Here is a 22,315-nt window from a genome sequence, read left to right as displayed (position 1 = left end):
ATCCGGGGGCGCGTGGAGCCGTGCCCGCTGCGCGGTGCGCGGTGCGGCGGGCGGGCTGGGGCCCTGTCAGGTCCGCGATACGCAGAGCAGACTCAGTGTTCCGGGGCCGGAACGGGTGGGTGCGCAGGGCCGTCCGGCGCCGGTGGCCCCGGCCTCATGGGGGTGGATGGCCGGCGCCGGTACGGGAGGTGCCGCCCCGATGCCGGAAACCGTGGGGGTGTCGGCCAGTCGGGGGCGGGGATCGGGGAGCCGGTCGAGGGCGACTCCGCACAGGGCGTGGTGGTCGGCCGGCGGTCCGTCGCCGCGGGCGACGTCCTGGTCCGGGCGTGTCGCGGTGTCCTGTGGCTGGCACGGGGCCGCCGCGGCGGGACCGGCGGTGAGGGTGTCGCGACCCGTGCGGTCCGGCCCGTGCGCGCAGGCCACCAGGTGGATGCTCGTGAACACGAGCACGCCCAGCAGCAGGAGCACTCCGCGAAAGGAGATGCGCCGACCCGCTCGCCACGTCATGTCACGAATCGTAGTCGATCAGTTGCCCTGTGCTGCAAAGGGCCCGCGCTGCGGACCCATTTCATCGGGCCGGCAGGTCGAGCAGGCGGAAGCGACCGGGCGGGACGGACCAGGTCCGGCCGCCGAGGCGGATGCGGACCGGTGCCCCCGCGGAGGCGGGGACGGCGACGCTGATGCGGCCTCCGTCGACGTGGATCCGCACACCCCAGTGACCGCGGTAGCGGACTGTGAAAGCGAAGCGCGACAGCTGCGGCAGCGGCGCCGGATCGAGCCACAGGGCGTCCTCACGGGCTTCCAGGCCCGTCAGGCCGCGCTGGACGAGGTCGAGGGTGCCGGCCATGGCGCCCAGGTGGATGCCTTCCTCGGTGGTGCCGCCCTGGACGTCGGTGACGTCCCCGAGCAGTGCCTCCTGCGCGCAGGACCATGCGTCGGCCCGATGGGCCCGGGCCAGCACCCAGGCGTGCACGACTCCGCTGAGGGTGGATCCGTGGCTGGTGCGCCGCAGGTAGTGGTCGACCGTGGACCGCCACGTACCGTCGTCCAGCAGATACCCCAGACGCCCGAACAGGCGGTGCAGTTCGGTGGGAGGGAACAGGTAGCCCAGCATGAGCACGTCGGCCTGCTTGGACGCCTGGTAGCGGTTGACCGAGTCCCCCTCGGCCTCCAGGATCCGGTCCAGCCGGCGGATGTCCCCGTACCGGGCCCGGTAGCCCGCCCAGTCCAGTTCCTCCAGCCCGTCGTAGCCGGCGAACTGGCTGATCACGCCGGCGTGCCAGGGGACGTACAACTTGCGCGAGACGTCCTCCCAGCGGTCCGACTCCTCCGGGCCGAGGCCCGTCCGCTCGCGGAGTTCGTCGCGGCGCGGCGCGGGGAGGGTCCGCCACAGCTCCAGGGTCCGGTCCAGTACCCAGGCGGCGGTGACGTTGGTGTAGGTGTTGTCGTCGACTCCGGGCGTCGCGGAGCCGGGGTTGGCGTCGTGGTACTCGTCGGGTCCGACGACGCCGCGGATGCGGTAGCGGCCGCCGGTGTCGCAGTCGGGGTCCCAGGTGGCGCGGCAGGCCCAGAAGCGCGCGATCTGCAACAGCATCTCGGCGCCCTTGGTGTACAGGAACTCCGTGTCGCCGGTGGCCTGGCCGTACCGCCAGATGTTGTAGGCCACGGCGGAGCCGACGTGGTGCTGGAGCCGGGTGTGGTCCGGCAGCCAGCGTCCCGAGCGCGGGTTGAGGTGGAGGGTCTGGGTCTCCTCGCGTCCGTCGCTGCCGCTCTGCCACGGGTACATCGCTCCCGTGCACCCGGCCTGTTCCGCCGCCCGGCACGCCTCCTCCAGACGGCGGTGGCGGTACTCCAGCAGCCCCCGGGACACCTCGGGGAAGTGCAGGTCGAGGTAGGGCAGGACGAAGAGCTCGTCCCAGAAGACGTGTCCGCGGTAGGCCTCTCCGTGCAGTCCCCTGGCGGGCACGCCCACGTCCAGCCCGGCGGTGTGCGGGGAGAGGGTCTGCAGGACGTGGAAGGTGTGCAGCCGCAGGATCCGTCCGGCGTCGCCGGATACGTCCAGGCCTGCGCGGCGCCACAGCCGCGCCCAGGCGGCGGCGTGCGTGGCGAGGAGGCCGGCGAAGTCCGGGGCCCGTTCGACGCGGTCGAGGGCGGCGTGCAGCGGGTCACTGATCGCCGGGTCCCGGGTGGTGTGCAGGGCCACGGTCTTCTCGACGACGGCCGGCCGGTCCGGCGCGACCGGGACGGTCAGCCGGTGGACCGCGGCGCGCTCCCCCGCCTCCAGTGAGCGGGCGGCCGCCGGATGCGTCATGGCGCGTGTACGGACGGCGAGCGCGATGCCGATGTCGGAGGCGCTCGTACGGCACCGCAGCCAGACCGTGTCCGGTTCGGAGGTCCCGGTGTGCGTCCGGGTGAGGTGACGGCCGTTCAGGTCCCGGTAGCGGGCGACCCCCGCGTTGCCGACGTCGCCGTCGAGCGCGGACTCGACCTCCAGGTCCGCGGACCAGTCGCCCTCCGCGCGGAAGACGGTGCGCAGTGCGGCGAGGTGCGGGTCGTGCATGTGCACCAGCCGGGTCTGCTCGACGGCGAGGATCCGCCCGCGCGGGTCACGCAGCCGGAACGCCCGCGTCAGGGTGGCCCGTTGGAGGTCGAGGTCCTGCCGGTGCTCCAGCAGCGAACCGTCGTCGGGGGTGAACCAGGCCCCGCCGTCCCCGAGCCTGAACCGCAGGGGCAGCCAGTTCGGCAGGTTGACCAGGTCCTCGTTCTGCACTTTCCGCCCGGCGACGGTGGAGTGGAGCCGGTTGTAGCAGCCGGCGGCGTAGGTGCCGGGGTAGTGGTGGGGGCCGGCCACGGTCTCCGGGGCGGCGCCGCGGGTGGCGAAGTAGCCGTTGCCCAGGGTGCACAGCGCCTCGCGCAGGCGCTCCTGGGCGGGGTCGTACCCCTCGTACGACCAGGTCCACTCCCCCATCGTCTCCCCTCTCCGGGATCCGGCGGCACGGGACGGTTCGGCAGGGCCTTCCCGTCCAGTCTCCCCTGGATGCACCGGGCCCGCCCGAGGAGCGGGACGGCGGCACGCGCAGGTCACACGGGCTGAGGGACGACGGCGACCGGGCACGGGGCGTGGTGGAGCATCGCGTGGTTGACGGGGCCCAGTTGAAGCCCGAACGCACTGTCGCGGCGGCGGGCGCCGACGACCAGCAGGTCGGCGTCGTCCAGTGTCTCGAGCAGGACCTTGCGGGCATGCCCCTCGCCCGTGTGCCGGCGGTGGCGAACCCCTGGGTGGGCGGCCGCCGCGGCGCGCAGGGCCTGGTCGAGGTGCTCCTCGGCGCGGCGCCGGTGTGCCGTGACGGCTTCGTCCTCGTAGCCGATCCACTCGGCTCCCTCGCCCAGAACCATCCGCCAGGCATGGACCGCCCGCACCCCGCAGCCATGCAACTCGGCCTCGGAGAAGGCGAATTCCACGGCCGCGACGGAGTTCTCGTCCGGGCCCACGCCGAGCACGATCCAGTGCTCGCCGTCGCGGGCTCCGCTTTCGTCGCGGTCACCCCGCACCACGACCACCGGGCACTCCGCACGGCCGGCGAGGGTCAGGCCGACGGAGCCCAGCAGCAGGCCCGCCATCTCGCCGCGGCCGCGGTGGCCCACCACGAGTGCGCTGGCACGGGTCCCCTCGCGCAGCAGTCCGTACGTGGTGTCCTCCGCCAGTACCTCTGCCGAGACCTCCAGGCCCGGACGGCGCAAGCGGGCCCGTTCCGCCGCGGACTCGGCGATCTGCCGGGTGAGCTCCTGCTCCTCGGTGGGTTTCCGGGTGGAGGCGAGTGCCCGTCCCTCGTACCGCTCCCACAAGGAGGCGTGGACGATCCGCAGCGGAAGGCCGCGCACTGATGCCTCGTCCGCGGCCCAGTCGACCGCTTCCAGGGCGGAGTCCGAGCCGTCGGTTCCCACGACCAGGGGAAGCGCCATGACCTCCACCGCCTCTCGATGCTGTGGTCGCCGTGTTGCCGCCGACACTGCCGGGCGCGGACCGGTACGCCCATGGGCCGCTCGGCCCGTCCGGAGGGACACCCGGCCGTGGCGGTGACCCCACCGGCCCATGTCGGGCCCCGGTGGACGCGACCGACAGTGGGACCGGACCGTACAGGACCAACCGCGCAGGGAGGCGGGGACGATGTACCACCGCAACGTCGGCGATCTGATGACCAAGGCGGTCGTATCGGTACGGCCGGACACGTCGTTCAAGGAGATCGCGAGGCTGCTCGCGGAACACGACGTCACCGCCGTCCCCGTCGTGGACGAAGGGGACCGCCCGGTGGGCGTGGTGTCGGAGGCCGACTTGCTGCGCAAGGAGGCGGGGCTGCCGGACCCGGCCGGCCTGCTGCCCGCCCGGCACCCGCGCCCGGGCGAGCGTTCCCGCATCGCCGCCACGACCGCGGAGGGGCTGATGAGCAGTCCGCCGACCGTCGCGCGGCCGGAGTGGTCCGTGGTCGAGGCGGCCCGGGTGATGGAGCGTCGAGGGGTGAAGCGACTGCCCGTGGTCGACGGGACGGGCCGGCTGGTCGGGGTGGTCAGCCGCACCGACCTGCTGCGGGTCTTCCTCCGCAGGGACCGCGCCATCCGTGAGGAGATCACCGGTGAGCTGCTGGTGAAAACCCTGGGACTTGCGCCCGACGCCGTGACCGTCCAGGTGGCCGAGGGGAAGGTCACCCTCGAGGGCGTGGTGGACCGCCGCAGCCTCGTGCCGGTGGTCCTGGAGCTGTGCCGCGGCGTGGACGGCGTCGTCGACGTCGAGGCGAGACTGGGTTGCAAGGCCGACGACACCGTCCACCCTGCCCCCGCGCACCGGTGAACCGTGCCGGCGAAGGTCGTGGGTCGGAGGGCCGGCCGGCAGGCCCCGTCCGCATGCAGGGGTGCCCACCGGCTTGACGACACCCACGGGCGAGCCGTCGACGCCACGCCCCACGGCGTCACCGACGACCGGCTGCGCACCATGTGAGGAGCACGCCATGTTTGTCTACGACCACATGAACGGCTGGGGCTGGGCCCTGATGTCGCTCGGCTGGCTGGTGCTGCTGGTCCTCGTCGGCCTGGCGGTGGCCGTGCTGGTGCGGCGCACCGCCGACGGCGGTCCCGGCCGGGCTCCCGACCGGCGTGACCCGAGTCCGCGGGAACTCCTGGCCGAGCGGTACGCCCGCGGCGAGATCGACGACGAGGAGTACCGGCGGAGGCTGGAGGTGCTGGAGCGAGCCGCCGGTCACGGGCAGGAGTCGAGGTGACCGAACGCGGCTCGCGGGCAAGATCCACACGGTGGTCAGCCGGACACGACGGGAAGCGTCACCCGGAAGGCGGTGTGCCCGGGGCGGCTGGTGACCTCGACGGTGCCGTGGTGGGCGGTGACGATCGCGTGGACGATCGCGAGTCCGAGGCCGGTACTGCCCGTGCTGCGTGAACGGGCCTGGTCGGCACGGACGAAGCGGGTGAAGACCTCGGGCTGGAGTTCCGCCGGGATCCCGGGCCCGTCGTCGCTGACGGTGAGACGTGCGCCGTCGGCGTCCGAGGCGAGGGCGACCGTCACTTCCGTACCGGCCGGAGTGTGGGTGCGGGCGTTGGCCAGGAGGTTCACGAGGGCCTGCTGGAGACGGTGGCCGTCCCCGGGCACCACGACGGGCTCCTCCGGAAGGTCCAGGGACCAGCGGTGGCCCGGTCCCGCGGCGCGGGCGTCGTCGACGGCGTCGAGGACGAGCCGGGTCAGGTCGACCCGTTCGTGCTCGAGCGGGCGTCCCGCATCGAGACGGGCCAGGAGCAGGAGGTCGTCGACGAGGTGCGTCATGCGCTGCGACTCGGACTGGATGCGTTCGAGGGCGTGGCGGATGCCGGCCGGGACGGGGCCCCGGTGGCGAAGGGCGAGTTCGGCGTGGCCCCTGATGTTCGCGACGGGGGTGCGCAGTTCGTGGCTGGCGTCGGCGGCGAAGTGCCGGAGCCGTTCCTCGCCGGCTTGGCGCCGGACCAGGGCGTCCTCCACGTGCCCGAGCATGTGGTTGAGCGCGGCGGCGACCCGGCCGACCTCGGTGCGCGGGTCGGTGTCCGGCAGGGGCGTTGGCATGGCGAACTCGCCACTGGCCAGGGGCAGCCGGGTGACACCGGACGCGTGCTCGGTGACCCGGTGCAGGGGGCGCAGGCTGACCCGGACCCACAGGGTCCCGGCGACGCCCGTGGCGAGGAGCGCCGCGCCGAAGACCACGGCTTCCACGGCTTCGAGGCGGTGCAGCGTCGCTTCCACGGGGTGCAGGGGGAGACCGGTGAGCAGGACGTCGCCGTCGTCGCCGCGGACCGCCGTGACGCGGTAGGCACCGAGCGAGGCGATGCGGATGCTGTGTCCCCTTCCGTCGACCGGGACGCCGGTCAGGGCATGTCGGTCTCCGGCGGAGAGCGCCAGGGGGCGGTCGGCCGCGTCGTCGACCACGGCGGCATGGGTCACGTCGCCACCCAGCAGGCGGGCACCGAAGGTCGCGTCGGCCTGCCCCCGGGTGTCGGGGCGGTTGTCCGCGTCGGGCGTCCTCTCGTGCTCCAGGCTGGCCGCGAAGCGCCCGCCGGCGGCGGTGAGCTGCTCGTCCAGTCGTCCCAGCAGGAAGCCCTGGAGCGCGAGGACCGTGGTGACGCCCACGGCGGCGCACGCCACGGCCAGCAGGACGAGGAGCCCGGCGGTGAGCTGTCCCCGCAGGGTGCGGAGCGGAAGCCGTCTCATGGTGCCTCGGACTTGAGGACGTATCCGACGCCCCGGACCGTGTGGATCATCGGGGGCCGTCCCGCGTCGATCTTCTTGCGCAGATAGCTGATGTAGAGCTCGACGACGTGGGCCTGGCCACCGAAGTCGTACGCCCAGACCCGGTCGAGGATCCGGCTCTTGGAGAGCACCCGGCGCGGATTGCGCATGAGGAACCGCAGCAGCTCGAACTCGGTCCGGGACAGTTCGACCAGGGTGCCGGCCCGGCGGACCTCCCGAGCCTCCTCGTCCATCGTGAGGTCGCCGACCACCAGCCGGTCCACGTCGGTCCCGGCGGTCATCCCGGCCCTGCGGAGCAGACCGCGCAGCCGGGCGATGACCTCCTCGAGGCTGTAGGGCTTGGTGACGTAGTCGTCGCCGCCCGCCGTGATGCCGGCGACGCGGTCCTCGACCGCGTCGCGGGCCGTCAGGAACAGCACGCACACGCGGTCGGCGTCGCGCCGCAGCTCGCGCAGGACGTGCAGGCCGTCGGCGTCGGGCAGCATCCAGTCCAGGACGACCGCGTCGGGGCGGAAGTCGCGGGCGGTCGCGAGCGCGGACGCCCCGTCGGCGGCCGTCCGCACCTGGCAGCCCTCTCCGGCCAGGGCGGCGGAGAGCACGTCGGTGACATCGGGCTCGTCGTCGACGACCAGGACGCGCACCGGGCTCCCGTCGGGCCGGTGCATGCCGGGGGGTGCTGTGCGGCTCTCTTCCATGGTGAGTACAGCATCCCTCGCGCACGTGCCCCGGAGGCCCCGGGGAACCTCTGCGTTTCCTCTGAGTTCCCGCTGGGCGGCCCGGATCAGAGGAAACACAGAGGTTCGGTGGCGATGCTGGGGCGCCCGACGACGATGACGCTCCTGGGAGCCCCATGGCCACCACCTCCACCACCGCCCGCACCGGTCGCGGACTGCACCACCGGCGGCCGCGCCGCAGCCTCGTCCCGCTGCTCGCGCCGCTCGCGATCTGGGCGGGTGCCGCGGGGGTACTGGCGCTGTGGTGGTCCGACACGACCTCGGTGGTCGGCCCGGCGGGGTGGCTGACCGGTGCGGGCCGCATCACCGGCCTCCTGGCCGGATACGCCTGCGCGGTCCTGCTCGTCCTGATGGCCCGCGTCCCCCTCCTCGACCACGGTGTCGGCACCGACCGGCTCGCCCGCTGGCACGCCTGGGGCGGTCGCTGCACCGTCTCGCTGGCCCTCGCCCACACTCTGCTGATCGTCTGGGGCTACGCCGCGGCCTCGCACACCTCCTTCCTGGCTCAGACCACGACAGTCGTCCTGGACTATCCGGACCTGCTCAAGGGCACCGCCGGATTCCTGCTGTTCGTCGTCACGGGCGCGCTCTCCGCGCGTGCGGCCCGCCGGAGGATGAGCTACGAGGCCTGGCACTACCTGCACTTCGCCACCTACCTCGCGGTCTTCCTCGCCTTCGGGCACCAGCTGTCCAACGGAGCGGACTTCGTCGGGAACCGGGCAGCCCAGGCCGCCTGGTACGCCCTCTACCTCGGCGCCGCCGTCCTGGTCGCCTGGTACCGCTTCGCCGTCCCGCTGCGGCGCGGGCTCCGCCACGGGCTCACGGTCGTCGCCGTCCACCCGGAGGCACCCGGGATCGTGTCCGTCCACCTCACCGGTGAGCACCTGGACGAGCTGGCGGGTGTGCCGGGACAGTTCCTGCGCTGGCGCTTCCTCACCCGCGGGCTGTGGTGGACCGCCAACCCGTACTCCCTGTCCGCCCCGGCCCACCCTCGGCACCTGCGCATCACCGTGAAGTCCGCGGGCGGCCACAGCGGCGCCCTGGCCCGGCTCACCCCGGGCACCCGCGTATGGGCGGAAGGTCCCTACGGCGGCTTCACCGCGGACCGCCGCACCGCTTCGAGCGTCCTCCTCCTGGCGGGAGGCGTCGGCATCACCCCGCTGCGGGTCCTCTTCGAGACCCTGCCCGGTCAGGTGACCCTCGTCTACCGGGCACGCCGTCCGGAGGACCTCGCCCTGCGGAGCGAACTCGACGCGATAGCGCACAGGCGTGGCGCCACGGTCCACTACGTGGTGGACGACCCCGCGCGGTACCACTCACCGCTGACCGCGCAGGCGCTGTCCGCCCTCGTCCCCGGGCTGGCCGGTCACGACGTCTACCTCTGCGGCCCGCCGGCCATGGCGGAGGCCGCCGTACGGGCCCTGCGCGCCGCGGGTGTGCCCGCCCGCCGGATCCACCACGAGTCGTTCGCGTTCTGAGGAGAACCGCATGCGCCGCGCCGTGCTCACCACCACCGGGACCAGCGCCCTCATCGCCGGGATGCTCCTCCTCAAACCCCACCAGCCGTCCGTGGTGGCGGGTGGTCCGGATCCCTCGGCGGACTCGCCCACGCCCCGGCGGTCGGAGCCCGCGTCCGCGGGCGCCCACGGCGCCGCCACCGGCACCTTCACCGGTGCGCCCGTCGACACCCCGTACGGGACCGTGCAGGTGGCCGCCGTGCTCGCCGAGGGGAAGATCACCACCGTCCGGGTGCTCCAGGCGCCGGAGGGCAACGGCAGGGACCGGCAGATCGCCGCCTACGCCCTGCCCCGTCTGACGCAGGAGGCCCTCGGCGCCCAGAGCGCCCGCATCGACGCCGTGTCCGGGGCGAGCTACACCAGCCAGGGGTACGTCCGGTCCCTGCAGAGCGCTCTGGACCAGGCCCGTGCGTAACCCCGCCTCCGGCCTGCACCACGTCGAACACGTCATGGGCACCGTCTTCTCCTTCGACGTCCGGGACCGGGCCACGTCCGCCATCCGCCACGCCCTCGACCGTGCCGTCCGCCATCTGCACACCGTGGACGCCGTGTTCTCCACGTACCGTCCCGACAGCGCCGTCAGCAGGCTCGGCCGCGGCGAGATCGGCCTCGCCGACTGTCCGGGCGAGGTGCGCGACGTGCTGGAGCTGTGCGCCCGGGCGAGCCACGAGACGGACGGCTGGTTCAGCATCACGGCCCGCGGCACCCTCGACCCCTCGGGCCTCGTCAAGGGGTGGGCCGCCGAGAACGCCTCCCGGATGCTCCACGAGGCCGGCGCGCACCACACCTGCGTCAACGGCGGCGGCGACATCCGCCTCCGGGGCCAAGCGGCCCCCGGCACACCTTGGCACATCGGCATTGCCGACCCGCTGCGCCCAGGGGTGCCACTCGCCGTCGTGACCGCGAGCGGGGACCTGGCCATCGCCACGTCGGGCACCGCGGAGCGGGGCGCCCACATCCTCGTCCCGCACGACGCCACCCCGGCCACCGAGCTGGTCTCCCTCACGGTCATCGGACCGGCCCTGACGATGACCGACGCCTACGCCACCGCGGCCTTCGCGCGCGGCAACGCATCCCAGGCCTGGCTGGAGGCCCTGGACGGATACGAGGCGCTCGCCGTCCTCCCCGACGGCCGCACATGGCGAACGTCCGGATTCGGCAACCACGTCCCCTGAGCGGCGACCGCGCTGATCCGCGCGCCGGGTGGCCGGGAGGCGAGGGGCATTGGGCCCGCCCACGGGGCCAAGTGGCCCCATGGCAGCGGTTGCCGACGCGCCCCAGACTGGGTGCGGGAGGTCTTCCGTCCTCGTCGAAGGAGGCGGCCATGAACGCCAACCGGCATCCGGCGACCGTCGGCGACGTGATGACGCGCAAGGTCGTCGCGGTCGCCCTGGGCACGTCGTTCAAGGAGATCGTGCGGACCCTGGAGCAGTGGAAGGTCAGCGCCCTGCCCGTGGTGGCCGACGGGACCCGGGTCGTCGGCGTGGTCTCCGAGGCGGATCTGCTGCGCAAGGAGGAACACCGCGAGGACGACGCCCCGCCGGTCGGCACAGGCCCGGACAAGGCGGCCGCGGTCACCTGCGAGCAGCTGATGACGGCCCCGGCGGTCACCGTGCGCGAGGACGAACCGCTGGCGCGGGCGGCGCGGACGATGGCCGTGCACCATGTGAAGCGGCTGCCGGTGGTCGACGCCGACGGCTCGCTGCGGGGCGTGGTGAGCCGGGGCGACCTGCTCAAGGTGTTCCTGCGGACGGACGAGGAGATCACCCGTGACGTGCGGGACGTCCTCGCGGGCGAACTCCTGCCGGGCGCATGGCAGTTGGTGGAGATCGAAGCCACCGACGGAATCGTCACGGTGAGCGGCCTGCTCGCCGACCGCTCGCTTGTCCCGGTCGTGGCACGGATCGTGCGCTCGGTCGAGGGTGTCGTGGACGTGCGCTTCGACCTCACCTCGAGCCGCGTGTGAGGTGCCCTAGACGGCGACCGTCGGACCCCCCGACGGACCCGACCGGCCCAAGCGGACGCCGGGCGCCCCGCAACACGCTTGCAGCAGCACACGACTCCGTCCGAAGGAGGGGAAGGCCATGAAGGCGTGGGTTTTCCAGGAGCCCGGGCAGGCGCGCTGGCAGGAGGTGCCGGATCCGGACGTCGAGGACTCCGGCGACGCGATCGTCCGCGTCGACTCGGTCACCATCTGCGGCACCGATCTGCACATCCTCAAGGGTGACGTGCCCGATGTACGCCCCGGCACCGTGCTGGGGCACGAGGCGGTCGGCGAGGTCGTCGAAACCGGTCCCGCTGTCACGACGGTGCGTCCCGGCGACCGGGTCCTGATCTCCTGCATCTGCGGGTGCGGCCGGTGCCGCTTCTGCCGCGAGGGCGCCTACGGGCAGTGCCTGGGCGGTGGAGGATGGGTGCTGGGGCACCTGATCGACGGGACGCAGGCCGAGTACGTGCGCGTGCCGTTCGCCGACGTCTCCCTCCACCCTCTGCCCGTCTCGGTGGGCAACCAGGACGCGGTGCTGCTCGCCGACGTCTTCCCCACGGCATACGAGGTGGGTGTCCTCAACGGCCACGTGCGGCCCGGGGACAACGTGGCCGTCGTCGGCACCGGACCCATCGGACTGGCCGCGATCGCCACGGCGCGTCTCTACTCCCCCGACCGGATCATCGCGATCGACCTGGCGGAGGCCCGGCTGGACGCGGCCAAGCGCCTGGGGGCCGAAGCCGTCGCCAACGCCGGCGAGCAACCCGAACGGCTGGTCCACGACCTGACCGAGGGACTCGGCGCCGACGTCGTGATCGAGGCGGTGGGACTGCCCGAGAGCTTCGAACTGTGCTCGCGCATCGTGCGGCCGGGCGGCCACCTCGCCAACGTCGGCGTCCACGGCGCGCCGGCCAGGCTCCACCTGGAGGACCTGTGGAGCAGGAACGTGACGATCACGACGGGATTGGTCGACACGTTCTCCACCCCGGTCCTGCTGCGGATGATGGCGGCAGGACGCCTTCCGGCCTCGTCCCTCGTCACCCACACCTTCGAACTCCACGACATGGCGGAGGCCTACGACGTGTTCGGCCGGGCGGCCGACACCGGGGCGCTCAAGGTCGTGCTGGGCGGCCCGCAGCACACGGCGGTGGCGCTCGCCGGCTGAGCACCGAGGAAAGGACCGAGCGGTCATGACGAAGCACCCGACAGCCACCGCGCCCGGGGACGTCGGCCGGCGCATCGCGATGCGCCGTGCGGAACTGGGTCTGTCGCAGGAGGATGTGGCGCGCCGCACGGGCATCGCCACGGGCTACCTGCGGTACGTGGAACAGGACTCCACCGCCGCTCCGGGCGTCGCGACGCTGCGCGGCCTGGCCATGGCGCTGGACACCAGCGTTTCCGCGCTCAGCGGGGGCGGGGCCGATCTGCCGCCGGGTCGCGGGCAGGCCGCACTCCGCGCCGAACTGGTCGAACTGGGCGGCGCGGAGTGCTGGAGACTGCTGTCCACGCACGGGGTCGGCAGGCTCGCCCTGTCCATGCCGGACGGGCTCACCGTCCTGCCGGTCAACTACAGCGTCGACGAGGGCACGATCGCCTTCCGCACCTCCCCTGCAGCGACCCCCGCGGAGGCCTCCGACACCAGGTGCGCCTTCGAGGTGGACGAGGTGGACGACGCCCTGAGCCAGGGCTGGAGCGTCCTCGTCCGTGGCATGGCGCACACCGTGACCGACCCCGCGGGCCTCCGGCGGCTCGACGACCGGGCGTACACGGGGCCGTGGGCCGGCTGGGATCGCGACCTGTGGGTGCGGATCACCCCGGCGACCATAACGGGGCGCCGCATCATGGTCGGCTGACATGACGGCAAGGGGACGGGGATGACCGGCACCGGATACGGAGCGGAGCTGCTCCGCCCACCGCACGGGGACGTCGTCGTGGGGTTCGACGGGTCGGATCCCGCCGTACGCGCCTTGGACGTTGCCGCCGCCGAGGCACACCGGCGGGACACCGCGCTGCGGATCGTGCTCGGCCTGCCGTGGCCCGATCCGGGCGAGGTCGGATTCGGCCTGGACGCCGATCGTGAGCGCGCGCGGGGCGAAGCGGCCCGTACGGTCCTGGACGTGGCCGCCGCACGCATGGAGGACCGGCACCCGGGGCTGTCCGTCGCGCTGGAGCAGGCGGCCGAGCCGGCTGCCTCCGCGCTGGTCCGCCTGGGCCGGACCGCGGCCCTGACCGTCGTCGGCACCCGCGGCCGTGGCGGCTTCGCCGGGCTGCTCCTGGGTTCCGTCAGCCTGCGGGTGGCCGCCCACACCGCCGGCCCGCTGATGGTCGTCCGCGGCGAGGACACGGCCGCCCGGCGCGGGCTGCTGCACGACAAGGTGCTGCTCGGTCTGGAGGACGAAAGCGACGCTGAGGCCGCCCTGTTCGCCTTCGAGGAGGCCGGACGACGCAGCGCAAGACTTCGGGTGCTGCATACGTGGACCCACCCGCACATCTCCCTGGGCGAGTGGCCCGTTTCCCGCGGCCAGGACCTGGCCTCCCAGGCCCGCCAGCACAAGGAACTCGCCCGGTTCGCCGTGTCCAAGGTCGCCGAACGCTTCCCCGATGTCGCCGTGCGCGTGGACTCCGTTCCAGGACACGCTGCGGCCGCCCTGGTGGAGGCGAGCCGCGCGGCGGACGTGCTGGTGGTCGGCGCCCACCGGCGGGAGACCCGTCCGTTGGGGCTGCACCTGGGCCCGGTCACCCATGCCGTACTGCATCACGCGCACTGCCCCGTCGTCCTGGTCCCGATCGGCTGACCGCCGGGTCCCCCGTCGTGCGGTCTGACGCCTTCGGTACCGGCCGGGCCCCGACAAGGGGCCGGTAGGCCCCTGCGGACGCCGGGTTCCGGGGCACAGGATGTAGGCGAGGGCCGCCGCCAGGGCCGCCCGGTCGACTCCCGCCACATCACCTCGACGGGCTGCATCACGGAGGTGCCGGCCCAGGCGCGGCAGGGCCTGATGGAGTTCGGCTCTGCGAGGCAGATCCGGCCTTCGGCCGGGCCGTGTCCCGCCATGTGCCCCACCGCCCGCCGCAGACCCGCACCCGTCTGCTGGACCTCTACGGGCCCGGGCAGCGGAACCCCACGCTGCCTGCCCGGGCCCATCCCGCGAGGAGGAACTGATGCACGGCAGCCCCCACATCGTCAGCGACGTGATGACCCGGTCCGTCGTCGCCGTCGGCCGGAACGCGTCGTTCAAGGAGATCGTCATGACGATGGGGCGCTGGAAGGTCAGCGCCCTGCCCGTACTGGAGGGCGAGGGCCGGGTCGTCGGTGTGGTCTCCGAGGCCGACCTGCTGCCCAAGGAGGAGTACCGCGACAGCGCCCCTTCCCGCGACGAGCAGATGCGACGGCTGCCGGATCTGGGCAAGGCCGGCGCCACCACCGCCGACGAGCTGATGAGCGCCCCCGCCGTGTGCGTGCACAGCGACGCCACGCTGGCCCAGGCGGCGCGCGCCATGGCGTTCCGCAACGTCAAGCGCCTGCCGGTCATCGACGGTGAGGGCATGCTGTGCGGCATCGTCAGCCGGGGCGACCTGCTGAAAGTCTTCCTGCGACCGGACGAGGAGATCGCCGAGGAGGTCAACCGCGAGATCGCCGGGTACCTCTTCCCCGGCGAACCCTCGTCGGTGCGGGCACGCGTCGACGGGGGCGTCGTCCACTTTTCCGGCGCGCCGGGCGACCCGTCCCTGGTTCCCGTGGCGTCACGGTTCGCACGTGCCGTGGAGGGCGTCGTCGACGCCGTGTGGGACTGACCTACGCCGCACGCGTTCGGCAGGGATGGTCGGGCCCGCCGCCACCCATCCCGCCCACGCCTCCTCGACATCGGTCCCGCGTCGCAACGGATTGCGCCGCCACCGCCGGAAGTTCACGCGGCCCATGGCCGCACCTCCTTTCCCCGCGACGGCGGTCGCCGAAGCCTAAGTCGAGGAGCACGGGCCGAAGAGCCCGATCGAGTGGGCGAGCAGGCCGTTCTCACCGGCTGTGGGGCCCGTTCGGCCCTGTCTCCGCGGCCGCCGGCGGACGACCATCGGAAGGGTCCGACCCCGCACGCGGCAGTGCGCGGTCTCTCGGAGCCTCGGGACGAAGGACGTGAGCAGCATGGCACGGAACCCGTTTCCGGCCGCCCCTGGTGACATGGGGCGCCGTGTGGCCAAACGGCGCGACGAGCTGGGCCTGACCCGTGAGGAGGTCGCGGCCCGGGCCGGCATGGCCACCAGTTATCTGCGGTTCATCGAGGAACAGTCCACCGCGGCTCCCGGTCCGGGAACGCTGGGCACCCTCGCGGCCGTCCTGGACACGACGGTCGTCGCGCTCAACGGAGGTGAGGCCGACCTTCCGCCCGGCCGCCTCGGACGCGCCTCGTCCCACGCACGCCTGGTGGAACTCTCCGCCGAGGAGTGCTGGTCGCGCCTGGACGGCCACGGTGTGGGCCGGATCGCGGTGACCACTCCCGGTCGCGAGGCCATCCTGCCCGTGAACTACACCGTCGTCGACCGGTCCGTCGTCTTCAGGACCGCCCCCGGTTCCGGGCCGGCCGGGGTCACCGGAACGGAGGTCGTCTTCGAGGTGGACCACGTGGACGAGGCGCTCAGTCAGGGCTGGAGCGTCCTGGTGCGCGGCAGGGCCAGGCGTGTCGAGGACCCGGAGGCGGTACGGCACCTCGCCCGGCAGGCGTACAGCGGTCCGTGGCCGGGCGACGACGACCGCAGCGAGTGGGTGCGGATCGAGGCGGGAACGGTGAGCGGCCGACGCATCGACGTCCCCTGACCTGCCCGCTCCGCTGCGATGGGTCGATTCGGCCCTGGCGCACCCGGTCCTCGACGGTGACGATCACCGGAACGCGGGACAACAGCACGGCACACACAGGGCAGGGGCCGGCACGGTCGGCCACGCACTCGCCCGCGGCCCGGCACTGCGGCCGGACGTGGCGATGCTCGACGTGCACCTTCCAGACGGCGACGGCATCGGCGTCTGCCGGGAGCTGCGCTCGCGTATGCCGGGGCTGGCCTGCCTGATGCTGACGTCCTTCGACGACGGCGCCCTGCTGGACGCGATCATGGCCGGTGCCGGCCACGTGCTGAAGCGGATCAGTCGATACGCGACCCGGCGACCACCGCCCGGCTGATGAACAGCCTCCCTCACCAAGAAGAACCGGCGAGTCCACGGGATGAGACAGTGGCCGCGCTCACCCCACGCGAGCGGGAGATCCAGGAGCTGATCGGCGAGGGACTGACGAACCGGCGGACCGGGCCGCGGCTGTCCCTGTCGGAGAAGGCGGTCAACAACCACATCTCCCGGATGCCGGCCAAGCTCGGCGTCGAGCGCCGCATCCAGGCCGCCGTGCTCGCCACCCAGCACCAGCCCGGCCCCCCGTGCCGAGGCCGAGCCCCGCGGTGAGTCGTGCCGAGTGGCCCCGGCCTCCGGGACGACCGGCCCCTCACCCGACGCAGTGGCGGAGCCGCAACCTGGAACCGGATCCCGTTCCCGGTCCGGGAGGAGAGCGCCATGATGCCCACGAACCTCGACGGGGCCACGCTGGAGAGACTCGTCTCCGCCGCCGTCGCCGCACCGTCCTTCCACAACAGCCAGCCGTGGCGCTTCCGGCTGGAGCCGGACACCGCCACGATCCTGGTCCGTGCCGCGGGTGAGCGCGGCCTGCGTGAGGCCGACCCCCTGGGCAGGGCGCTGCACGTGTCCGTCGGTGCCGCGGTGTTCAACCTGCGGGTCGCGGTCGCCCACTTCGGCTGGGAACCCGTCGTCCGGTTGCTGCCCGTCCCGGCGCAGCCGGACCTACTGGCCTCGGTACGACTGGCCGGGCCGCCCCGCAGCGGTGGTGGGCACCACGCGGACCTGTACCAGGCGTTGTGGCGCCGGCACAGCAGCCGCGCTCCCTTCTCGTCGCAGCGGCCTCCGGGACCGGTCATCGCCGAACTGACGGACGCCGCCCAGGCGGAGGGGGCGAGGCTCCACCTTCCGGACGCCGCGGAGACGCGACGGCTGCTGCGGCTGACCGAGGAGGCGGAGCAGCGTGGTGTCATCGACCCCGCGCGCCGCGCGGAGAGCCGGAGCTGGATCCGCGACGACGCTCCGGACGGCCTGCCGCCGACGGCCCTCGGCCCGCGGGACGCCTCGGCCCAGCTGCCCATGCGGGATTTCTCCGCGCTCCGCCCGGAGAACCAGCCGCCCTCCGCGGTCTTCGAGCGGCAACCCTTGATCGCGGTGCTGTCCACCGCTCACGACCGGCGCGCGGACTGGCTGCGGGCCGGCCAGGCACTGGAGCACGTCCTGCTGGTGGCCACGGCGCACCGGGTACGGGCGTCCCTGCTGCACCAGGCGCTGGAGTGGCCCGACCTTCGCTGGGCGCTGCGCAGCGCGGAAGGCGGGCCTGGACACGTCCAGATGCTGGTCCGACTCGGATACGGCCCTCAGGGCCCGGCAAGCCCGCGCATGTCAGCGACGGAGGTCGTGGAGGGGACGTGACGTTCCGGCTGCCTGCCGAGCGGCACGCTCCACTCCAGGTGCGTTCCCCAGGGCGGCCGCCGGCGGGCGGTGAACGACCCGCCGGGCTTCCCGCCCGCTGCACCGGGTTCGGCAGTCCGCTACGGCGGCCGCCTTCGGGCAGCCCCGTCCCGTCGTCGGCCACGGCGGCGGGACGTCGGTGTCGATGAGGCCGTATGCGCCGTGGCGGGGTGAACTCGAGGGCGGCCACCGCCTCCTCGACCGCCTCGGCGATGCGCACGCGCAGTCCCTGACGGGTCGGTCCCGCGGAGGCGCGATGGCCGGCGGTAACTGTCCTTCGCGACGCGACCGGAGCGTGGTGGCCCCGCGGAGGCCGACCGCGGTGAAGCACGAGGGACCCCAACCGGGCGCCGCAGCAGGGACGTTCGGCCCCATGCCGATGGGCCTTCGGCCCACGGCGGACCTCCCCTGCCACGCAGGACAGTGAACACGCAACGAAATCCACCAGGTTAACCCTCCTCCCGGATCGGAAGGGATCAGCACCATGGCCATCCAAGGACACCCCCAGCGGCACACCGGCCTGCGCCTCCCCGCACGGCGCAAGGCGGGCACCGGCACCGCACCGTCCGGCGAGGCTGCTGCCACGTCCGCCACGGCCGTCCGCGCCTACGTCTTCGCGGTCCTGCGCGTCCTGACCGGGTTCGTCTTCCTGTGGGCCTTCCTCGACAAGGCCTTCGGTCTCAGCTACGCCACCGGCTCCGGCAAGGGCTGGATCGACGGTGGCTCGCCGACCCGGGGGTTCCTCAGCGGCGTCGCGGCCGGCCCGCTGCGGTCCGCCTTCCACGCCTGGGCGGGTGCCGGCTGGGCGGACTGGCTGTTCATGCTCGGTCTGCTCGGCATCGGCGTCGCCGTCACGACCGGTGTGGCGCTGCGGATCTCCGCCGTGGCCGGCACCGCGATGATGGCCCTGATGTGGGTCGCCGAGTGGCCCCCGGCCCGGCACCTGGCCGACGGATCGCCCAGCATGTCGGCCAACCCCTTCGCCGACTACCACCTCGTCTACGCGGTCGTACTGGTCGCCCTTGCCGCCGCCTCCGCCGGCACCACCTGGGGTCTGGGCCGCGTCTGGGCCCGGCTGCCCCTGGTCCGCGACCACGCCTGGCTCCGCTGACACCCACCGCAATGCCCGCCACCGGCCCGGAGAGCTCCGCTCCCCGGGCCCTGACGGCTTGCGAGAAGGTGGCCGGCGCTCAGGGGGGGATCACGGTGTTCTTCCGGCGTCCGCGAAGGGAATCTGCGCCGAGTCGGCCGCCGGGCTGCCGAAGGGGTGCCGCCACAGGCCCTGTGCCTGGAGTTTCGGCAGGACCCCCTCTCCGAACCAGTACGCCTCCTCCAGGTGCGGATAGCCGGAGAGGATGAACTCCTCGATGCCGAGGGCGTGGTACTCCTTGATCCGCTCGGCGACCTCGTCGTGACTGCCGACCAGCGCAGTACCCGCGCCACCGCGCACCAGGCCGATGCCCGCCCACAGGTTGGGGTGGACCACCAGGCGGTCCCGGCTGCCGCCGCGGTGCAGATCGAGCATGCGCCGCTGGCCTTCGGACTCGCTGCGGGACAGTCCGGCCTGGACGGCCGCGACTGTCTGCGGGTCGAAACCGTCCAGGAGCCGGTCGGCCTCGGCCCAGGCCTGCTCGGAGGTGTCGCGCGTGATGACGTGCAACCGGATGCCGAAGCGCAGGGTGCGTCCCTGTCCGGCCGCCAGGCCCCGGATCCAGGCGATCTTCTCGGCGACCTGCGCGGGCGGCTCGCCCCAGGTCAGGTAGACGTCGGCGTGCCGGGCGGCGACCTCGCCGGCCACCGGTGAGGAACCCCCGAAGTACACCTCGGGAACCGGGTCGGGCACCCTGGCGAGCTTCGCGCCCTCGACCTGGAGGTGCTCACCGCGAAGGTCGACGGACTTGCCCTCCCACAGCCCCTTCACGACCTCCAGGAACTCACCGGTGCGGCGGTACCGCGCGTCCTTGTCCAGGAAGTCGCCGTACGCCCGCTGCTCATGGCTCTCGCCCCCGGTGACGACGTTGAGGAGCAGCCGTCCGCCGGTCTGGCGCTGGAAGGTGGACGCCATCTGGGCGGCGAGCGTCGGCGAGACGAAGCCGGGCCGGAAGGCCACCAGGAACTTCAGCCGTTCCGTGTGCTGGCTGACCATGGCCGTGGTGAGCCAGGCGTCCTCGCACCACGCGCCCGTGGGGGTGAGCGCGCCGGCGAAGCCGAGGTCCTCCGCGGCGCGGGCGATCTGGCTCAGGTAGGCGACCGTCGGCGGTCGGTCGCGGCCGGACCGGGTGGCCGGGGTGCCGTGGCCGCCTCCGACGACGTGGCGGCTGTCGCCGTTGGTGGGCAGGAACCAGTGGAAGGTGAGGGACACGTGGACTCTCCGATCGGGGTGGTCCGTCACAGCAGGCCGTGGCGGGGCGGCCTGGTGCCGTTGAGCACGTACCGGCCGATGTGCTGGACCTTCCAGCGGGACGGGTCGTGCAGGGTGTGGGTGCGGGCGTCGCGCCAGTGACGGTGCAGGCCCAGGGAGTCGAGTGCCGACCGGGTGCCGGAGACCTCGAAGAGGGCGCTCGCGACCTCCACCGCGGCTTCGGCCGCCGTCACCTTGGCCGCGGCCACCGCGATCGAGGCCTCGGCGGCCGAGGTCTCGGTCAGGTCGGCACGCGCTGCGTCCACGGCCTTCGCCGCGGCGGCCAGGAGCGCGTCGGCGGCCCGTACCCGGATGGCCAGTTCCCCGAACCGTTGGATGAGCAGCGGGTCCTCGGCGGCGGTCTCGTGCCCCTCCTCGACGCTTTCGAACCAGGGGCGGCTCTTGGTGCGGACGAACTCCACGGCCTCCGCCAGCGCGCCGGCGGCGATCCCCGCGTCGATGGCGGTGTGCAGCAACTGGGCCACGGCGCCGTGCAGTTGCGGGCCCCGGAAGGTGAGGTGGTGGGGCACGACCCGTTCGGCGGGAACGGGCACCGACTCCAGGCGTACGGTGCCGCTGGCGGTCGTGCGCTGCCCCATGCCGTCCCAGTCGTCCACGACGGTGAGACCGGGCGCGTCACGCGGCACGTACGCCACGTGGAGGTCGCCGTCGTCGGCGCGGGCGAGGACGGGGATCCAGTCGGCGAACAGGGCGCCGGTGGAGTAGTGCTTGACGCCGTCGAGCGCGTACGTGCCGTCCGGCAGCCGGGTGAGCCGGGTCCGGATGTCCTGCACGTGCCGGGTGCCCGCTTCGGACTGGGCGTTGCCGAACCGCTTTCCGCGCAGCACTTCACGGAAGAAGAACTCCCTCTGCTCTCGGGTGCCCTGCCGGCGCAGCACGTTGACGTACACGAAGTGGCTCTGCGGGATCTGGGCGAGACTGGGATCGGCGGCGGCCAGCAGGTGGAAGATGCCAGCGAGCGTCCCGGTGCTGACGTCCGCGCCGCCGAACTCGGCGGGCACGGTCACCGCGAGGAGGCCGGAGGCGGACAGCCGTTCCAGCTCCGGGCGCGGGAGCCTGCGCCGTGCGTCCCGCTCGGCGGCGCCCTTGCGGAAGTCGGCGGCGAGTGCGGCGGCGACGGCGAGTGCGGCAGCGTCGTCGGCGATGGTGGTCGCGGCGCTCATCCGGTGGCCGCCAGGAAGGTGGGGTGGCCACCGAGCGCACGCGAGAACTGGTCCGTGACCTGACGCAGTGCCTCGGCCGAGGCGGGGGCCACGGTCAGCGTGCCGTCGTCGCCCACGGTGAGGTCCTTGTCGAGGGTGAACCAGCCCGGTGTGATGTGCGCGGGGTTCATGGAGCTCAGCACGGGGCGCAGGGCGTAGTCGATGGCCAGGACGTGGGCGGTGGTGCCGCCGGTGGCCAGCGGGAGGACGGTCTTGCCCGCGAGTGCGTACTGCGGGAGCAGGTCGAGCAGCGACTTCAGCAGCCCGGAGTAGGCGGCCTTGTAGACGGGGGTGCCGATCACGACGCCGTCCGCCCGGGCGAAGAGGGCCACGGCCTCGACGATCGCCGGATGGCCGAAGTCGGCGTGCAGCAGGGCCTCGGCCGGGAGTGTGCGGACGTCCAGCGGGATCACTTCGTGCCCCTGGGCGGTGAGCCGGTCGTCCAGGTGGCGCAGCAGCCGCGCGGTGCGGGACGTTGCGGAGGGGCTTCCGGAGACGGACAGGACGGTGGCCATACCGGGACCTTCCAGGTGTCGGGGCGGGGTCAGTGGGCGGTGCCGGTGAGGACGGCCGTAGCCGGCATGTAGCGGACCCGGCTGAGCGCGTAGTCGAACCCGTTGTCCTCCGCGAGCACGGCCAGTTCGCGGTTGTAGTCGTAACCCCAGTCGGTGCGCTGTTCAATGGTGCTGGTGACCAGTCCGCCGCTGACGTTCGGCACCCAGTAGGCGAAACGGACGGGGTCGGTCGAGGGCGGTGCGGGCATGGGGGTCTCCTGGCGAAGGTGCGCACGGATCAGTGCGTGTGAGGGCGGTGAGGATTCGTCGACTGGAATTCAGGCGCGCGGGAAAGACGGTCCCGGGCGGGCCGCGATCACGGCAGAGGACGGCCGCGGAAGGAATTCACGGAGAGGTCGACGTGCGTGCGAGGGTTTCCCTCGGGCGCGTTCAGGCCCGGCGGCGACAGAAGGAGCTGGAGACACGCTGGAGGTCGACATGGCGTCGCCGCGTGAGGTCCTGTCGCTTCATGTCTTCGATGGAACAGCAGGAACTCCGGCCGGTCAAGAACGCCCGGATGCGATTCCACATGCTGAGAGACGGTATTCACGAGGCTGTG

At 73.2% G+C, this 22,315-nt stretch carries 21 protein-coding genes and 2 pseudogenes; 14 read left to right on the top strand and 9 right to left on the bottom strand.

Annotated features, from left to right (window positions below; all coding sequences use genetic code 11):
• Positions 1-66: 66 nt before the first annotated feature.
• The 3 genes from OG937_44110 to OG937_44100 form a co-directional block, all read right to left on the bottom strand.
• On the bottom strand, positions 67-507 hold the full coding sequence (locus OG937_44110; GenBank protein WUD78213.1) for a hypothetical protein: 441 nt from the start codon (positions 505-507) through the stop codon (positions 67-69).
• Between the two features lie 61 nt (positions 508-568).
• A complete protein-coding gene (locus tag OG937_44105) occupies positions 569-2,968 on the bottom strand; it encodes a glycoside hydrolase family 65 protein (GenBank protein WUD78212.1) in 2,400 nt (799 codons plus the stop codon).
• Positions 2,969-3,081: 113 nt separating this feature from the next.
• Positions 3,082-3,963: a universal stress protein gene (locus OG937_44100; GenBank protein ID WUD78211.1), complete on the bottom strand. Its 882-nt coding sequence runs from the start codon at positions 3,961-3,963 to the stop codon at positions 3,082-3,084.
• Positions 3,964-4,168: 205 nt separating this feature from the next.
• Between OG937_44100 and OG937_44095 the strand changes: the two genes are divergently transcribed.
• Both OG937_44095 and OG937_44090 read left to right on the top strand, forming a co-directional pair.
• Positions 4,169-4,846, top strand: coding sequence for a CBS domain-containing protein (locus OG937_44095; protein ID WUD78210.1), 678 nt, complete (start codon positions 4,169-4,171; stop codon positions 4,844-4,846).
• A 157-nt stretch (positions 4,847-5,003) separates the two neighbouring features.
• The gene (locus tag OG937_44090; protein WUD78209.1) at positions 5,004-5,273 is read left to right on the top strand and encodes an SHOCT domain-containing protein; all 270 of its coding nucleotides are present in this window, start codon (positions 5,004-5,006) and stop codon (positions 5,271-5,273) included.
• Between the two features lie 35 nt (positions 5,274-5,308).
• Here OG937_44090 and OG937_44085 read toward each other — a convergent pair whose 3' ends face one another.
• Positions 5,309-6,742: an ATP-binding protein gene (locus OG937_44085; protein ID WUD78208.1), complete on the bottom strand. Its 1,434-nt coding sequence runs from the start codon at positions 6,740-6,742 to the stop codon at positions 5,309-5,311.
• Positions 6,739-7,446 (bottom strand): response regulator transcription factor, encoded by a 708-nt coding sequence (locus OG937_44080; protein ID WUD79069.1) that lies wholly within the window; start codon positions 7,444-7,446, stop codon positions 6,739-6,741. Before OG937_44080 ends, OG937_44085 begins: the two co-directional genes overlap by 4 nt.
• Positions 7,447-7,631: 185 nt before the next feature.
• On the opposite strand from OG937_44080, the gene OG937_44075 reads away from it, so the two are divergent.
• The 12 genes and pseudogenes from OG937_44075 to OG937_44020 all read left to right on the top strand — a co-directional run bounded on the left by OG937_44075 (position 7,632) and on the right by OG937_44020 (position 18,689).
• On the top strand, positions 7,632-8,993 hold the full coding sequence (locus OG937_44075) for a ferredoxin reductase family protein (GenBank protein WUD78207.1): 1,362 nt from the start codon (positions 7,632-7,634) through the stop codon (positions 8,991-8,993).
• A gap of 10 nt (positions 8,994-9,003) precedes the next feature.
• Complete coding sequence (locus OG937_44070; GenBank protein WUD78206.1) at positions 9,004-9,447, top strand: FMN-binding protein; 444 nt, start codon at positions 9,004-9,006, stop codon at positions 9,445-9,447.
• Positions 9,440-10,207, top strand: coding sequence for an FAD:protein FMN transferase (locus OG937_44065; protein ID WUD78205.1), 768 nt, complete (start codon positions 9,440-9,442; stop codon positions 10,205-10,207). Before OG937_44070 ends, OG937_44065 begins: the two co-directional genes overlap by 8 nt.
• A 149-nt stretch (positions 10,208-10,356) precedes the next feature.
• Complete coding sequence (locus tag OG937_44060) at positions 10,357-10,998, top strand: CBS domain-containing protein (GenBank protein ID WUD78204.1); 642 nt, start codon at positions 10,357-10,359, stop codon at positions 10,996-10,998.
• Positions 10,999-11,116: 118 nt separating this feature from the next.
• Entirely contained in the window at positions 11,117-12,184 is a 1,068-nt protein-coding gene (locus OG937_44055; protein ID WUD78203.1) for a zinc-dependent alcohol dehydrogenase family protein, read from the top strand.
• A 25-nt stretch (positions 12,185-12,209) separates the two neighbouring features.
• Entirely contained in the window at positions 12,210-12,872 is a 663-nt protein-coding gene (locus OG937_44050) for a pyridoxamine 5'-phosphate oxidase family protein (protein WUD78202.1), read from the top strand.
• A gap of 21 nt (positions 12,873-12,893) precedes the next feature.
• A complete protein-coding gene (locus OG937_44045) occupies positions 12,894-13,814 on the top strand; it encodes a universal stress protein (protein ID WUD78201.1) in 921 nt (306 codons plus the stop codon).
• 364 nt (positions 13,815-14,178) lie between these two features.
• Positions 14,179-14,811 (top strand): CBS domain-containing protein, encoded by a 633-nt coding sequence (locus OG937_44040; protein ID WUD78200.1) that lies wholly within the window; start codon positions 14,179-14,181, stop codon positions 14,809-14,811.
• Between the two features lie 346 nt (positions 14,812-15,157).
• Positions 15,158-15,826, top strand: coding sequence for a pyridoxamine 5'-phosphate oxidase family protein (locus tag OG937_44035; protein ID WUD78199.1), 669 nt, complete (start codon positions 15,158-15,160; stop codon positions 15,824-15,826).
• A 118-nt stretch (positions 15,827-15,944) separates the two neighbouring features.
• Positions 15,945-16,456: pseudogene (locus OG937_44030) on the top strand (response regulator transcription factor).
• Between the two features lie 108 nt (positions 16,457-16,564).
• On the top strand, positions 16,565-17,539 hold the full coding sequence (locus OG937_44025; GenBank protein ID WUD78198.1) for a hypothetical protein: 975 nt from the start codon (positions 16,565-16,567) through the stop codon (positions 17,537-17,539).
• Between the two features lie 523 nt (positions 17,540-18,062).
• Positions 18,063-18,689: a hypothetical protein gene (locus OG937_44020; GenBank protein WUD78197.1), complete on the top strand. Its 627-nt coding sequence runs from the start codon at positions 18,063-18,065 to the stop codon at positions 18,687-18,689.
• 90 nt (positions 18,690-18,779) lie between these two features.
• Here the strand turns inward: OG937_44020 and OG937_44015 are convergent, their stop codons facing one another.
• From OG937_44015 to OG937_44000, 4 genes and pseudogenes are all read right to left on the bottom strand, one after another.
• Positions 18,780-19,940, bottom strand: coding sequence for an LLM class flavin-dependent oxidoreductase (locus tag OG937_44015; GenBank protein ID WUD78196.1), 1,161 nt, complete (start codon positions 19,938-19,940; stop codon positions 18,780-18,782).
• Positions 19,941-19,966: 26 nt separating this feature from the next.
• Entirely contained in the window at positions 19,967-21,163 is a 1,197-nt protein-coding gene (locus tag OG937_44010; protein ID WUD78195.1) for an SfnB family sulfur acquisition oxidoreductase, read from the bottom strand.
• Positions 21,160-21,717 (bottom strand): NADPH-dependent FMN reductase, encoded by a 558-nt coding sequence (gene ssuE, locus OG937_44005; protein WUD78194.1) that lies wholly within the window; start codon positions 21,715-21,717, stop codon positions 21,160-21,162. Before ssuE ends, OG937_44010 begins: the two co-directional genes overlap by 4 nt.
• A 65-nt stretch (positions 21,718-21,782) precedes the next feature.
• Positions 21,783-21,965 (bottom strand): annotated as a pseudogene (locus tag OG937_44000) (dimethyl sulfone monooxygenase SfnG).
• Positions 21,966-22,315 lie beyond the last annotated feature (350 nt).

The organism is Streptomyces sp. NBC_00510, from assembly GCA_036013505.1.
Classification (GTDB): domain Bacteria; phylum Actinomycetota; class Actinomycetes; order Streptomycetales; family Streptomycetaceae; genus Actinacidiphila.
Note: the sequence above shows the minus strand (reverse complement) of the source record. Positions and strands in the feature narration are given on the sequence as shown.

What these genes read in the sequence shown, in the direction of transcription:
- OG937_44090 (WUD78209.1), top strand. Translation starts at nt 5,004, where the DNA reads ATGTTTGTCTACGACCACATGAACGGCTGGGGCTGGGCCCTGATGTCG.
- OG937_44095 (WUD78210.1), top strand. Translation starts at nt 4,169, where the DNA reads ATGTACCACCGCAACGTCGGCGATCTGATGACCAAGGCGGTCGTATCG.
- OG937_44105 (WUD78212.1), bottom strand. Translation starts at nt 2,968, where the DNA reads ATGGGGGAGTGGACCTGGTCGTACGAGGGGTACGACCCCGCCCAGGAG.
- OG937_44055 (WUD78203.1), top strand. Translation starts at nt 11,117, where the DNA reads ATGAAGGCGTGGGTTTTCCAGGAGCCCGGGCAGGCGCGCTGGCAGGAG.
- OG937_44040 (WUD78200.1), top strand. Translation starts at nt 14,179, where the DNA reads ATGCACGGCAGCCCCCACATCGTCAGCGACGTGATGACCCGGTCCGTC.
- OG937_44050 (WUD78202.1), top strand. Translation starts at nt 12,210, where the DNA reads ATGACGAAGCACCCGACAGCCACCGCGCCCGGGGACGTCGGCCGGCGC.
- OG937_44060 (WUD78204.1), top strand. Translation starts at nt 10,357, where the DNA reads ATGAACGCCAACCGGCATCCGGCGACCGTCGGCGACGTGATGACGCGC.
- OG937_44045 (WUD78201.1), top strand. Translation starts at nt 12,894, where the DNA reads ATGACCGGCACCGGATACGGAGCGGAGCTGCTCCGCCCACCGCACGGG.
- ssuE (WUD78194.1), bottom strand. Translation starts at nt 21,717, where the DNA reads ATGGCCACCGTCCTGTCCGTCTCCGGAAGCCCCTCCGCAACGTCCCGC.
- OG937_44075 (WUD78207.1), top strand. Translation starts at nt 7,632, where the DNA reads ATGGCCACCACCTCCACCACCGCCCGCACCGGTCGCGGACTGCACCAC.
- OG937_44035 (WUD78199.1), top strand. Translation starts at nt 15,158, where the DNA reads ATGGCACGGAACCCGTTTCCGGCCGCCCCTGGTGACATGGGGCGCCGT.
- OG937_44085 (WUD78208.1), bottom strand. Translation starts at nt 6,742, where the DNA reads ATGAGACGGCTTCCGCTCCGCACCCTGCGGGGACAGCTCACCGCCGGG.
- OG937_44100 (WUD78211.1), bottom strand. Translation starts at nt 3,963, where the DNA reads ATGGCGCTTCCCCTGGTCGTGGGAACCGACGGCTCGGACTCCGCCCTG.
- OG937_44080 (WUD79069.1), bottom strand. Translation starts at nt 7,446, where the DNA reads ATGCACCGGCCCGACGGGAGCCCGGTGCGCGTCCTGGTCGTCGACGAC.
- OG937_44020 (WUD78197.1), top strand. Translation starts at nt 18,063, where the DNA reads ATGGCCATCCAAGGACACCCCCAGCGGCACACCGGCCTGCGCCTCCCC.
- OG937_44025 (WUD78198.1), top strand. Translation starts at nt 16,565, where the DNA reads ATGATGCCCACGAACCTCGACGGGGCCACGCTGGAGAGACTCGTCTCC.
- OG937_44110 (WUD78213.1), bottom strand. Translation starts at nt 507, where the DNA reads ATGACGTGGCGAGCGGGTCGGCGCATCTCCTTTCGCGGAGTGCTCCTG.
- OG937_44070 (WUD78206.1), top strand. Translation starts at nt 9,004, where the DNA reads ATGCGCCGCGCCGTGCTCACCACCACCGGGACCAGCGCCCTCATCGCC.
- OG937_44010 (WUD78195.1), bottom strand. Translation starts at nt 21,163, where the DNA reads ATGAGCGCCGCGACCACCATCGCCGACGACGCTGCCGCACTCGCCGTC.